Genomic DNA, 13811 nt, shown 5'->3' on the forward strand with positions numbered 1-13811 from the left:
GAATCCGGCGCTCGCACTTGGGAGATTTTAGCTTCCTTGGCGGCTACGGCTGCCCAATCTGACGACTCCTTTATTGACCTCGTTGCCCAGGCCATGCCTTGGCAGGCTTCGACCTGAGTGAGCATCGCTAAACAGATACCCAAGATGCCGGGGATCTTATACCGGAAGTGCTAATCGGGAATTTTGCCACCCCAAACTGATGTTTTTGCAAAAGTGAGATGCACCCGCGAACGACCAATTCCCAAGTTTTTTGAGAAATATGTTGGTATTGAGATCCCTCAACATGCTGACGACCACAATCTTTGCATTTAAATCTCTGCTTTCCATAATAGGTATGGCCATTTTTGACGTGATGTTCACTTCCGCATTGAGGACAAATCATAAATACAAACCACTATAAGCTCTTTTTATCATTACTGTATAATACCACCAAATAGTGAATGCGATCGAAACTTTTTACTAATACGATAAATATATGGAGGCTTTCAATTATTTTCAGAAATATTATTGACTGTATTGCGATCGAATTGTCAAAATCGTGAAAATTTCAAATTCAAATATATCAAATACGTTTTTGATGAAAATTTCAAAATTTTTAATAGGACTAAAAAATATTGTCTTAGGGTAAACAGAATCGTAAGGTTGTACGTTCAAAATGACAATTTTAACATTCGTTCGCAACTCAAACAATAGCGTTCGTTAGATCGAAAATCGTACTGCGATCGGGATTTAGTGTAGACTGTAAACTGCAAGACTTAGGATAAAAGTTTCACCTTTTTTTGTCGTTTTGTATTGCCGTTATGCTGTCGATCGAAAATGTTCGTTATCGCGATCGCGCTGAAATTATCCGCCATATCCGAACCCAAGTATTTCAACTCGAACAAAACATCGCCCCCGAACTGGAATTCGACGGTCTCGACGATAATGCCACTCATCTCCTCGCCTGGTGGAAAAAGACGCCAGTCGGAACCGCTCGGCTGAGAGCGATCGCCCCCCACACTGGAAAAATCGAACGCTTAGCCGTTCTTCCCGAAATGCGGCGACGGGGAATCGGCCGCCAACTGATGCAATACGCCCTCGACTCCTTCCAACAACAGGGAACGAACCGTATCGTCCTCAACGCCCAAGCCTACATCACCCCACTGTACGCCCGACTCGGCTTTCAAATCCACGGCGACCCCTTCGAGGAAGCGGGAATTCCCCACGTTTCCATGGAAATTACCCTCAATGGCTCTTACTCTGACTCTTGAACGGCGAAATCGTCCCGTTCGGCTCCAGACTTGGCGTGGTTCGCCACAGCTGCTCTAAACGAGTGGCGGGAATCGTCAAATACAAAACGTCTCCCACTCGCAACTCGAGATCTAACAACTCCCATCCGTGAACGGTTTTTCCTTGCGTTTCCGCGTACAACGGGACAAAATCTCCCTTCGACGCTGCCATCTTCACCCGCTGTCCCCAAAACGGATGTTCCGGCGTAATCGTCGCAGACAGAGCAATCCACAGACTCCCTGCCGTCATGCCGTTGCCGAAAATCTGACCCCCCAACGCCGCCGCCGCAAAGGAGGGGGCTGCCAGTTCCGTGGGACTGAGAACCGCATCGAACTCGAAGACCTGCTGTACCATAATGGCAAAATTCGAGTCGCTGTCTCGAACCACCACCCGCAACCCCGGCTCGAGACCTTTGGCAGTGAGGCCGATTTCTAAGTTAGTCATGTCGTCGCTGGTGACGGCAAACAGAGCGTTACAGCGGTGGACGTTGGCCGATTCAAGACAGTCTGAGAGCGTGGCGTCGCCGTTGACGACTGGGAGTTTGAGGCTGTGAGCGGTACTGAGAAAGCGGCCGTTGGGATCGCGTTCGACGACGACCACGTCGTAACCGTTCTCTTGCAGGTATTTCGCGATTTGGATGCCCATTCCCCCCAAGCCACAGACGATGTAGTGATTTTTGTCGGGAACGGGGGTCGCGTACCACAGTTGACGGAAGCGAGTCCCGAGAACCCAGTCGTTGAGGAGGGCGTAGGCGATACCGATAACCCCCGCTCCAAGGAGCATCATGATGGCGGTGAAGAGTTTGATGGCGTCGGGAGCGGCTTCGGCGACTTCTTCGTTACCTCCGGCTCCTGTAATCATGCCGACGGAGAAGTACAGGGCGTCGATGAAGGAGGTTTCGAGGTTAATGGCCGTATACGTCACTGTCGCGATAAAAATGGTCGCCAGAAGAACCAACGTCACGGCGACGGTGGATTGAATTTGTTGGCGGAGGGTTTTGAGCCAGCTCAGGAAACTCGAAAAGCGATCGAATAGGGATTTGCGATCGAGCCGAACGGTGGGTTTGGTGGCGACGATGAGACGATCGCCCACTTGCAGCGGCTGTCGGTTGACGACACCGGAAACGAGATCGACGCGATCGCTAGCCGAGAGGTAGTAAATCAACATCCGCGAGCGATCGTCCCAGAGTTCGTCGAGACTGCGCTCTTTCCAAGGATGTAAGTCGTGGATGTATTCTTCGTGAATGAACCAGGTTTGACGAAATAGTTTCAGGTGTCCGATGGCTCGACTTCCGAAGGCGGCGAAGGCAAAAATCGGAGCGGCGAGGGCGGATACGCTGAGACTCGCATGATCGACGAGGGTGTTATCGAGACGTTCGCCGAGGCGGTGGTTAAATAGGCGGTTGATGATGCGAATCTTGGGGTTGATGAGGCGAGCTTGCACCAATACCGCTAGGTTGAGAGCTTCATCAGCACTAGCGAGAATCAAGGTTTGAGCGTTCTGCACGCCTGCGGCCAGCAGCGTCGAGGTCGATCGCAAATCGCCGACGACGATATTTTCGGGGTTGTTCGGTAGGGGCGTCCGACCGATTCCTACAACGGGAATTCCTTGATGTTGCAACAGGCAAAAGATTTTGTATCCCGTGCGACCCAATCCACAAACGATAATTCGGGGTTTCATGGCGGCGATCGAGCGTGAGCTAACAACTCGATCGACGTTTCGCCTCGACGGAAGAGGGCGATCGAGCTAATTCACTATTCTCGATCGCCTCGGGAAATTGTGCTGTATCGCGGTACACGCCAGAGGTGGGGATGATGAGATGAGGAGGTTAGAACTGCTATAGAACTGTGCTATCTCGAAAATGCTGGGTTTTTTTCTCTGTAACGCTCCTCACCTCTTGGCGACTGCGGACGTGACGGTTGGAAGAAAATCAAGCCAGTTGCAGCTCTGCGGCGGCGTCTAGCAGGCGATCGCGCAAGGTATAACTGGCTCGCACGATTTGTCCCCGAACTCGTGGGTTAATGCTGCTGTAAGGTTCTCCGCCGATCGCATTCCGCTGAAAATAAGGTTCGATAACCTGTTGGGCGGCTTCGTAGGCTTGGCGAACGGCGTTAGCCGTGTTCTCGTCGAGTACCGACACAAACGGCTGAAACTGGCTGTAAATCCCGTTCCAGTTTTGGCGGAAAATCATCAAGCTGCGATCGGACCAAGTTTCTTCTTCGCTGGAGATTTTTTTGGCCGCCACTTCCGTCGCCAAGGCGATACATCCTTCAAAATGCTTTTGGCTGCTGAAGTTTTCCCGGCGATCGAGATCTCCGATGAGGGTGTTTACGCTGTCGATGAGTCCTTCGGCGTAAGGGAGGGTTGCGCGAAGATCTCCGTCTCGGAAAATCAACGCCTCGATTTTGTGAATGCTGATGAATTCCGGATCGAGTTCGCCACCGTCAAAGGAGTAAGGACGCGCATCGATGTCACTGTCCGTTTGCTCGAAACTGGCGGCGAGAACTTCAATTTGTTCGTAGGGAGGGCGCGATCGCACGTAGGCGGTACGCGCTCGCTCGAGATCGTTGCTGCGAACAGCTTCTAGTAATTGCTCGGCTAAATCGAGTTGTTCGACTGCTAGTCTTTTGAAATATGTTAAGCCTTCATCGACGCGATCGGCGTAGGGATCGCTCGCTATAGTGGGGGTTTGCGCGATGCCTCGCCGCGATAAAACGGTCAGTGCCAGAGTTCCCGACACCCCCACAGTCGCCGCCTGAAGCAAATTTCTTCGTTTCATTTTATTGGGAATATATTTCAATTAAAATGTCAAAGGCAGTATAGCGATCCTCTTTGCTATTGTCAATTATTGTCAATAATCCCCGAAGTCCCCAGCAGATAGGGATGATGAGGCGAAACGATTATCTGTTAACGGTTCTCACTGTAAAAGCGGGTTGATATCGAACCAGGAGCCGTCGTCGTCGCGGTACTCGAAGACGAACATACTGCGGACGAGAGTACGATAGGCGTCGTTGTTGTCGATGCGTTTTTCGCGGGCGACTCGTTTCAATAACGTTCGTTCTTCAGGAGTAATCGACAAGAACAGGCGATCGCGACGTTCTCGCATAGCGGCGTCTAAACTCTCTCGAGAGAGGGGAAAGGCTCGTTCTTTCTCAATTTGGTGATGCAGCAACCGCAAGAGATTGCGGACGTGACCCCCGCTGGCGTAGCAGAGGCGATCGAGGGTTTGGGGGCGATCGAACAGTTTGGGAACCAGCGTCAAACGCTCCTGGGGTGACTGTTTGGGAAACGCTCTCGCTAACACCATCTGACGCAATAAAGACAAACCGGGAGCGAAACGCCGTCCGTCGCGTCGTTTGACAGACACCATCGGTAACACTTTAGGATCGATCCCGAACGCGAGGGTCAACCGGCTGAGTTCCCGAGAAAATAGCAAGCTCAGAGGAATCGTATAGACGACGTGACAACTAAGTTTAGATAAGCGATCGCCGCGATCGACAAACAAATATTCCGGTTGCGATCGCCCCCAGGGTTTTTGAGTCATTTCAATGCGATCGAGATTGTCGATCGCAATGACTAATCCCTGTTTTCCCTGTTGTTGTAACACCGCGATCGCCGGTTCGAGCAGTTCCCGATTGAGAGCGTCGAGAAATGTTTGAATGCGAGGTTCGAGATATTGACGCAGTTGTCCGCGCAAATCCGGGCGTCCGTGGGTTTTCTGGCTCAACCGCCGCAGTTGGGAACGCAGAGACCCCGATGCACCGTCCGTTTCGACAGCCGGAATTTCCGTCGTCAGTAATCGATCGGCTTTTTCCAACATCGCCACTAGCGTTCCCGAGGTGCAGGCGTCGGACACTTCAACGAGATTTTCGCTGACCTGACGGGCGATCGCCAGTAAAATATCCCCCACATCGAGATCGGCCATATCGAGATCCTGAGACGACTCGAAATAAATGACGTAAAATCCTCGATCTTGCAAACTCGCTTGCAACCGCCGCAGTTCCGTCGATTTCCCACAACCAATGTGGCCGGCCAAGAGTTGACAAGTGGGTTCGTTCGGAGAAAATAGCGTAATGTTGGCGTCGAGTTCGCCCGTAATGTCCCCCCCTCGAGCGGCCGCTAAGTTAATGTAATACGCCCGTTCGTCGGGATGGTTGACGTTTAAAGTTTGACTGGGGTTACAGGCTCGGTAGACCGTGGCGATATCGGGAGAAGGGAACATGGGAGCAGGAGAGAGGGGGAGCAGGGGAGAGGGAGAGACAAGGGGACAAGGGGCGGTCTTCACTGTTGACTGTTCGCTGTAAAAAAAGCCTCTGTGTCCTCTGTGTCTCTGTGGTGAAGTAGATAAGCGATGTTACTGCAAGGTTGCAGGGTCAATCGTCGCAGTTTCCCAACCATTCACATTTGTCTGATTCTTCTCCTCTTCCTGCCATTAACACAGTATCGGCGTCGTGTGAGTCTGACACGTCGCGATCGCCAAGAAGATGGAAAAACCCCACTTGGGAAATAGCAAACCCGAATATCGCGATCGCCATTGCCAACGTGCCGAGCCGGTATCCGGTCGGTGGGATACGGAATAGTACGAGAGTCCTCATGTTTCGGAAGTTCCAAACGCTGCTCCAACGGGGGAAATGCAGTCGAATTTTCACATTGCCCCTACTTCTTCTTTCAGAGGGTTCGCTCTTAATTCTGGGCAGTTTGAGAGTGGAAATTCCCGAACTGAGGACTCTTTCGCGGCTGTCATCGTAGTAGTGTTTGCGGTGGCGGAGCGATCGCCCTCTGCTAGAGGCTGCAAGCTCGCGTCGTGACGACTTTAGCGGCGATTCAATCCCAGCGTTCGTCGCACATGGCAAAATACACGCAACGCTGGCATTTTTCAGCTTCGGGGGTCGCGGCGATACGGCCCGATCGCACATCTGTCACGATCGACGTCAACATCTCTTCGTCTTCCTTTTGTATTTCTGCGACGTTCCACGAGTACAGTTTTTCATGTCGCAGGTCGGCTAAAATGGCGCGGGATTTGTGGAGTTTTCGCGCCACGGCTAACAGTTCTAAGCGACGGCACTCGGTTGCGACGATGCCATCGACACCGAGGCAGCGATCGAGCCGGGTTCGCACGTCGAGAATGCCATCGTCCCCGAGTTCGATAACCGTTCCGCGCAGGGCTAAACCGTCGAAGTTCGAGGCAAATCGCAGTTCGCCGCGCATTGGGATTTGGCGAAGTTTGGTAAAGACGGCGTGGGTGTCGAACTGGGTGAGTGCGTCTGTCACCAATGCCAACGATCGCTCGTCTAAATCGGGATCGATCGCCGTCAACGCTTCCGCGTCGCGCAGGTGGTACGCGATGGCTTTGCGAACCAGGCGATCGCACCGCTGTTGTATCAATAGAGTTTCATCTAAACCGGGATGGCCGTATAAATGACGGTAGGCGAACTGTTTGGGACAGACGGCATAGTCGCTCAACGCCCCGAACGACAGCACGTCCGCCGTCAAGGGAACTGTTCCGAGCAGTGCGGGAGCGGTTTCTTCGGGCATTCGGGGCAGTTCGGGATCGTCTAAATTCAAATTCTCGGGAAACGCCCACGTTTGTAAAGGGATTTCCGCCGCTTCTAAGCCCGGAGACAGGCGATCGAGGTAGCCTCCGGCGCGATCGCAGGCCGTCAAAATCAGGCGGTCTCTCGCCCGCGTCAGCGCCACGTACGACAATCGAAGGGTTTCCGCCTCTTCCCGCTGTTGCTGGAGGCGCTGCAACCACACTTGTAACACTGGCTTTCCCGAGATCTCGAAATCGTCGTCGAACGTCACCGCCACGCCGTACTCGGGATCGAACGACACCACCGACGAAGGACTCGGGGAACTCGAAGTCATGTCCGCAACGAACACCACCGCCCACTCTAACCCCTTGGACTTGTGAACCGTCATCAACGACACGGCGTTACTGGCATCGAGAGGAAGTCGGGGAATTTTTACCTCCGCCGCCACCAACCGCAACAATCCTCGAACTACGCCGTACAAACTCTGGTGTTCGGTTTCCAACTTGCGAACCAGTTCTCGAAACCCCCGCCAGTCGGCTTCTCGCCGTGTAGAACTGGGAAGGTTGGCCAAAATCGCCGTATATCCTGTCAAGCGATCGGCCAGTTGCAACAGTCGTGAGGGAACCTCTCGAAAACTGGCGGTTCGGAGTTTTCGCAACACCTCCACCGGGTTGAGGTGGGGTACGTCGTCGAGACTCTCCCAATCTACGGTTTGCAACCGCTGCCACCACGTCGGCGGTTTCTCGGACGGTTGCGGCGGCGCCGTCAGGGCGATTTGCAGTAAGGCGCGATCGCTGACGGCGAAAAAGGGACTGCGAAGCACCGCCACTAACGCCAAATCGTCGTCGGTGTCGGCGAGAAAGCGTAACAGGGCGAAGGCGTCTTTGGCTTCGCGGGTGTCGAGGAGGCTGTCTCCCCCGGCGAGGGCGACGGGAATACCTCGGGATTCGAGAACGTCGGCGTAAGTTTGTAGCGGACTCCAGGTGCGGGCGAGGATGGCGATATCACCGTAGTCGATGGGGCGCAGGCGATCGCTCTCTTTGTCGTGAACGGGGGTTTCCTCCGCCACTAGCTGCGTCACGAGATCGGCGAGTTTTTGGGCTTCCGCCCGTCGTTTTCGGGCTTTATTAACCCCTTTGGGGGCATCGAGCGTCCAAACTTCGATATGGGGATCGTCGTGAGGGGGTTCTTGGCGGTGGGCGACGAGATCTTGATGGAGACGATCGAGGAGGGGTTGAAAAATGCGGTTGACGCGGTCGATCAGGGGATGGTGGGTACGGAAACAGAGATTCAACAGTACGTCGTCGCCGTTTGCTTGGGCGATTTGATGGCGCACGCGATCGAAGACGCGAACGTCCGCCCGTCGAAATCCGTAAATGGACTGTTTGGCATCTCCGACGATCGTCAGTTTCGCTTCTGAGGCTAAAGCGTCGAGAAGTTGAGCTTGGACGGGGTTCGTATCTTGAAATTCATCGACGAGAAAGGCTTTGAACCGTTGGTGGTAGAACTGTCGAACGCTGTCGTGGCGTAAGGCGTTGAGGGCGCAGACTTCTAAATCGGCGAAGGTTAGCAGGCGCGATCGCCGTTTTTGTCGCATCAGGTCTTCCCAGGTATACTCGAAAGCGTCTTTGAGGACAGGGAGAATCTCGGCGAGGCGATCGTCGAGTTCGCAGGTTTGCAAGCTGACGAATCCGGTATGAAGGGCGTTTCGGACGAGTTCTCGCAGGGGTTTGACGGCGGCTTTGACGCGATCGAGTTCTCCCGTGTCCCAGTTTTTTTTACTTCCGCCGCGTAAATCGATGCTGGTGAGACTGTCGAGATGGCGGGCGTCTTTGTCTCCGGCTTGAATGCGTTCGATGGCGATACAGGCGTTTTGACGCTGGGTTTCCATTTTGTCCCCCGCCGTTCCGATGCAGTGTTGCAAGACTTCCACGCTGTTTCGCCAAACGGGATGGCTTAACAATTCCTCAAACGCTTGGTTTCGTAGGTTGTCGGCGAGTTCTTGCCAGCCTTCGCCGCCGTGACGGAACGCCCGTCGTACTGAGATAGGATCGTCGAGAAGCGACGGTAAAACCGCTCTTAACAGGCGATAGGGTAGTTTCTCGTAGATGGTTTCGGGGAGGCGATCGAGTACCTCTAAAAGTGCTTCTTCGAGCCAAAGTCGGGCTTCGATTTCGTCGAGAATGCGAAAGTCCGCCGGAACTCCCGCCGCGTCGGGATGTTCGCGACAGATGCGGGCGGCGAGGCTGTGAAAGGTGCTGATGGGGGCGGCTTCGAGTTCGGCGAGAACGTCGTTAAACGCCGTCTCGGAGGTGCTATCGCCATTGGACGGTTGGGTGCGAGGCTGTTGCTGTCGGGCGAGGCGGCGAATGCGCGATCGCAGTTCTATCGCGGCTTTTTCCGTAAACGTCACCGCCACCACCTGCAACGGCGACAGCCCGTCTTGGAGGAGATGGTACAGGTAACGTTCGGCGAGGGTGAAGGTTTTCCCCGTTCCCGCCCCAGCCGTAATCGCGACGCTGTGGGGGGCGTGGGCGGCGCGGTGTTGTTCGGGCGTCAGACTCATTCGATTGCGGGGTAAGGTCGGGGAATTTTTACGTCGATTTTTACATCGATCTGTAAAATTGTATCGAAAGCATCTTGCATTTCGTCACGTTATCGTCGGTTACAGGGCATTTAAAAAGTGATACTTTGTCTGTTGCCTTTTTTCGTTGCCGTTCGCTAAGATATTTCAGGACGGAGCGATAAACCGTCTTTACCTGATAAATACCGTCGGCTACCGTTTCATAAAAAAGCCGATCTATAGTAAGGACATACTCAGTTTCTCTTGAAACTGGGTATGTTCTTGTTTGTCGATCGTTTTCGATCGCAGTTTTAATTTTATCTCGAAACTTTCATGTCTCGATCGACCGTCCGTCCCGCCCTCGTTACTCATGTTTTACCCCATTCGATCGCCGAAGACATTGGCTTTCAACCGGGCGATCGCTTGGTATCCGTTAACGGAATTGCCCCTCGCGATCTGATCGATTACCAGTTTCTCTGTGCCGATGAATTTCTCACCTTAGAAGTTCTCGACGAGGCGGGAGAAACCCACACCGTCGAAATCGAAAAAGACTATGACGACGATTTGGGACTAGAGTTCGAGTCGGCTCTCTTCGATAACTTAATTCAGTGTAACAACCGCTGTCCCTTTTGTTTTATCGACCAAAAACCGCCGGGAATGCGCGATACGTTATATCTCAAAGACGACGATTACCGCCTCAGTTTCCTCTACGGCTCGTATTTGACGCTAACGAACTTACCGCCAGCGGAGTGGGAACGCATCGAACGAATGCGACTGTCGCCGCTGTACGTCTCCGTTCACGCCACGGAACCGGAGGTGCGATCGCGCCTGTTGAAAAACTCTCGCGCCGGGTTAATTTTAGACCAATTGCAGTGGTTTCAGGAGCGCCGCTTGCAAATTCACGCCCAGGTCGTCGTCTGTCCCGGTATCAACGACGGAATTCACCTAGAACGCACCTTACGAGATTTAGCCAAATTCGGCGGCGGCGAAGTTCCCGCCGTGGCTTCAGTGGCGGTGGTTCCAGTGGGGTTGACGCGGTTTCGTCCCCCGGAAGACGAACTGGTTCCCGTTTCTCCAGACGATGCAACAGCCACGATCGCGCAAGTTCGCGCCTTGCAAGCGGAGTTTCGCCGTCAGTTGGGTTCGACGTTCGCATGGCTGGCCGACGAGTGGTTTTTAATCGCCAGAATGGAGATTCCCGATACCGTCGATTACGAAGATTACCCACAAATCGACAACGGCGTGGGGTCGATTCGCCTGTTTCTCGATCGCTTTACCGAAGATAGCGATCGCTTGTTACCGGCGTCGGTGTCTCCCCCCCGTCGCTTGACGTGGATTGTGGGAAACGCCGTCCGAACCGCTTTCGACCCCATTCTCGATCGCCTCAACGCCGTAAACGGCTTAACGGTGGAAACGATCGCCCTCAATAGCGACTTTTGGGGACAGGAGATCAGCGTCACGGGAGTTCTCACCGGACGAGATCTGTTGCAAGGGTTGAAACATCGCAATTTAGGGGATGCGATCGTGTTACCCACAGTGATGTTGAAACACGGCGAAACCCGCTTTCTCGACGACGTAACCGTTGCCGATTTAGAACGAGAATTCGGCGTTCCGGTATTGTTAGCGAACGGAACCGAGGGACTGATTCAATGCTGCATCGATGCCGTCCCCACCGTAGCTACAGCCTGACATCCTCCCGATACCAACCCGTTCTCGTGCTATCAGTTCCACTGTTCCGTTATCGCGATGTTGCCATCCGGTGGCTTCCACGAGAGCGGTACGAGCGTTGTCGGCTCTCCCTCTCCCCGGCTTTTCCTCTAATCCTCCTCAACGGGCTGAAACACCGGACAACTCCCGTCGGGGGTAACTTTGAAGCCGTGAAGGGGAGAATCGGGATTGAAGCATCGCTGTCCTCGATAGTAGCGACAGTTAGCACAACAGGCGAGATGGGGGGGAACTACTCGATCGCGATCGAGTAGTTCCCGTTGCGATAACCCCCGCAGCACCAGTTCGTCTCCTTGCCACCGGGTTTCGATCAGTCCGGTGTCGGCGAAGGTTTGCCAGCGGCGATCGCAGGCCAATGTTGGAGGTAAGGTGATGGTAATACAGGTTTCGAGTTCGGTGAGTTCGCCTTCGTAGCGGCTATCGGGGAGATCGGGTTGGGGACGCTGTTCTCGCAGGGGCAGTTCGACGAGTTTTCCGACGGAGGGATAGTGGAGTTGATAGCGGTTTCGCAGTTCTTCGAGGTTGGTGAGATCGGCGAGGTAGTTGGGGGAACCGTGAACGAAGACGACGTGTTGGGGACGTAGATTGTGAATGAGCTGGGTGGTTCCAGAGCGATCGCAGTGTTCGCTGAGAAGGTAGGTTTCCACCCGCACGTTAGGCAGTTCGTCGATGCTGCTTTCGGGGACGGAATAGCCAGGTTTGAGGGGGCGCAGTACCAGCCAGTTTCGCTCGATCTCTCGACAGTATGCGTCTAAGTCGGCCTCGAGTTCGGTGAGGACGATACAAGGAGAGTCTTGCAGTCGAGGGCGATCGCTCGAGGTCAGTCGTTTCATGTGCGGCCGCACGCGATCGTCCCAAAACAGGGCTTGATGACGGGCGAAGTTTTGCACCGAAGTTGGCAGGTGAGGCAAAATTTCGAGATAGGCATCGCAGCCAGCAGCGACGCTACCGTCGACCCACAAGTCGATTTCGCGGCCGGTAAAATGGTGGTGCGATCGCAGCAGCATTAACAGTTCCTGCCCTAAGCCCAACGTTGGAACGGGCATGAGAATTCCGTAACCGTCGCTGAGAGCGCGATCGATCCGTTCGGCGAGTTGGTTTTCTTGGCTGCGCCGTCGTGGATAGCGGGCGGTTCCGTAACTCCCTTCGGTGATGAGAACGTCGGGATGCCAATCCCGCAGTTCTTCGAGAGGCAACCCGTCCACGAGGCGAGAGTTGGACAGGAGAAAGTCTCCGGTATAAACCACAGAATAGGCGCGATCGCGACCGTGATAGGTCAATCGCACCACCGACGCCCCCGGAAGATGTCCGGCGGGAAACAGTTCCACCCACAATTCATCTGCGATCTCGACGGGCGATCGCCACGGCAATCCTTGACAAAACGGGGGAACCCGTTCGACCTCGAGCCAGTTCAGCGGCAATAACTCGGCCGTAATTTCGCTGGCGTAGATGGGGAGGTACGGCGCGATTTGGTGCAGCGACAACAACCCCCGTGCGTGATCGGGATGGGCGTGAGTACAGATAACGCAGTCGGCAACGCGCATCCGACCGTCAGTCGAGAGTAGGGGGGTTAGGGTCTCTAGACCGCAATCGAGCAGGACGCGATGGGGGCCGATTCGCACCCACAAACTAATCCCTTCGTTTGTATGACCGACGCCATAGGGCAGACATTCGATCTCCATGTTTTCGATCGCCCCGTTCTCGGGCGCTCGCCTTATCGTTCGAGAATGGTGACGACAACATACCATTGTGTTCCCCGAACTTTGGAAACAACCCGAACCGGCTTGACGTTGAACCCATCAGGGATGGGGCGATGCAGGTCGATCGGGGCGTTCCCAACTTTAGGCAACTTGATGGTGTTGCCACTGAGGGGATTGTTTTTGAACTTGGGAAATACAAAGGACTTGAATTGACCGAACTTCTTTAAGCGCGGAAAATTCTCCCCAACTCCCCTTCCCAAGGGGGGCGAAGGGGGGAGGCAAAATGCATCCCAGGTATTGTTTAACCGGCGAATTGTCGCTTGCAACACCTGAAAAGGCACTTGACTCAAATGTGGAAAATGTGGAAATTGCTTCTTGGCTTTGGGCAAGTTGTTTGGCTGGCGATGGTAGGACGGCAAAGGTTCGTCTGCGAGAACTATGTATTCCTTTTCAAGCGAACACCGATCTACGAGACGCTGACGCGAAGCCATCCACTCTTTGAGTTCGCGCAGTGCGTAGTTACATACACCCCTGCACGTCTCAAGCCACACCAGCAGTTCGGTCTGATAGATTCGGTTCGTGTAGTTCATCGTCAGCATCGCTATAGGCTATCACAAGCTATGGCTACTGGTAAATGCTGGTTTCATCCCCATCGAGGGGAATCGACTTTTCAAGGGGAGTCCATGTTGTTGCCGAGCCTGCCTTGGGGGTAGCAAAAGGTCTGCAATGCTTACCCAGAAATGATTTTAAGAAATGTATCTTGACATACTCACGCCCGCTGAAGCCGGGCGTGATTCTTGACGGTTCCCAGCAACTCGCCTCCGAAGAGGTCTTACAGTCGCTCCCCGTCCGTTTAAGGTCGTGCCGATGCCCCATGCTGACCGTTTCTATATTTCTCGCAGCGTTTTCGTCGCGGTCGTGTTCAGTTTCACAACTCAAGCACACGACCGAACGTACTGATAGGTCTAATTTGCCCCACTTAAAACCACACTCCGAGCAAACTTGGCTCGTAGGCTCCCA

General features: G+C 53.9%; 8 protein-coding genes and 2 pseudogenes. 2 read left to right on the forward strand and 8 right to left on the reverse strand.

The window, feature by feature from the left end; translation table 11 throughout:
• Nucleotides 1–127: 127 nt before the first annotated feature.
• Nucleotides 128–382 carry an IS1/IS1595 family N-terminal zinc-binding domain-containing protein gene (locus tag POG22_RS10790; RefSeq protein ID WP_498905207.1) on the reverse strand — a complete coding sequence of 85 codons (255 nt, stop codon included), beginning with the start codon at nucleotides 380–382 and terminating at the stop codon, nucleotides 128–130.
• Between the two features lie 418 nt (nucleotides 383–800).
• Between POG22_RS10790 and POG22_RS10795 the strand changes: the two genes are divergently transcribed.
• Nucleotides 801–1250: a GNAT family N-acetyltransferase gene (locus POG22_RS10795; RefSeq protein ID WP_063717823.1), complete on the forward strand. Its 450-nt coding sequence runs from the start codon at nucleotides 801–803 to the stop codon at nucleotides 1248–1250.
• On the opposite strand, the gene POG22_RS10800 is transcribed toward POG22_RS10795, so the two are convergent.
• From POG22_RS10800 to POG22_RS10815, 4 genes are all read right to left on the reverse strand, one after another.
• Entirely contained in the window at nucleotides 1225–2949 is a 1725-nt protein-coding gene (locus POG22_RS10800; RefSeq protein ID WP_498905209.1) for a potassium channel family protein, read from the reverse strand. The genes POG22_RS10795 and POG22_RS10800 overlap by 26 nt on opposite strands.
• A gap of 250 nt (nucleotides 2950–3199) precedes the next feature.
• Complete coding sequence (locus tag POG22_RS10805) at nucleotides 3200–4048, reverse strand: EfeM/EfeO family lipoprotein (RefSeq protein ID WP_498905210.1); 849 nt, start codon at nucleotides 4046–4048, stop codon at nucleotides 3200–3202.
• 138 nt (nucleotides 4049–4186) lie between these two features.
• The gene (locus POG22_RS10810; RefSeq protein WP_498905212.1) at nucleotides 4187–5491 is read right to left on the reverse strand and encodes an ATP-binding protein; all 1305 of its coding nucleotides are present in this window, start codon (nucleotides 5489–5491) and stop codon (nucleotides 4187–4189) included.
• 602 nt (nucleotides 5492–6093) lie between these two features.
• Complete coding sequence (locus POG22_RS10815) at nucleotides 6094–9369, reverse strand: UvrD-helicase domain-containing protein (protein ID WP_498905213.1); 3276 nt, start codon at nucleotides 9367–9369, stop codon at nucleotides 6094–6096.
• Between the two features lie 330 nt (nucleotides 9370–9699).
• Here POG22_RS10815 and POG22_RS10820 point away from each other — a divergent pair, with 330 nt between their 5' ends.
• A complete protein-coding gene (locus POG22_RS10820) occupies nucleotides 9700–11055 on the forward strand; it encodes a TIGR03279 family radical SAM protein (RefSeq protein ID WP_498905215.1) in 1356 nt (451 codons plus the stop codon).
• A gap of 128 nt (nucleotides 11056–11183) precedes the next feature.
• Here the strand turns inward: POG22_RS10820 and POG22_RS10825 are convergent, their stop codons facing one another.
• The 3 genes and pseudogenes from POG22_RS10825 to POG22_RS10835 all read right to left on the reverse strand — a co-directional run.
• Nucleotides 11184–12773, reverse strand: coding sequence for an MBL fold metallo-hydrolase (locus POG22_RS10825; protein WP_063717829.1), 1590 nt, complete (start codon nucleotides 12771–12773; stop codon nucleotides 11184–11186).
• 44 nt (nucleotides 12774–12817) lie between these two features.
• A pseudogene (locus tag POG22_RS10830) lies at nucleotides 12818–13390 on the reverse strand (nuclease/transposase family protein); the annotation flags it as partial.
• Between the two features lie 190 nt (nucleotides 13391–13580).
• Nucleotides 13581–13811, reverse strand: a pseudogene (locus tag POG22_RS10835) (zinc ribbon domain-containing protein); the annotation flags it as partial.

The sequence above is a fragment of the Geitlerinema sp. CS-897 genome, assembly GCF_028368005.1.
GTDB classification, from domain to species: Bacteria; Cyanobacteriota; Cyanobacteriia; order Cyanobacteriales; family Geitlerinemataceae; genus Baaleninema; species Baaleninema simplex.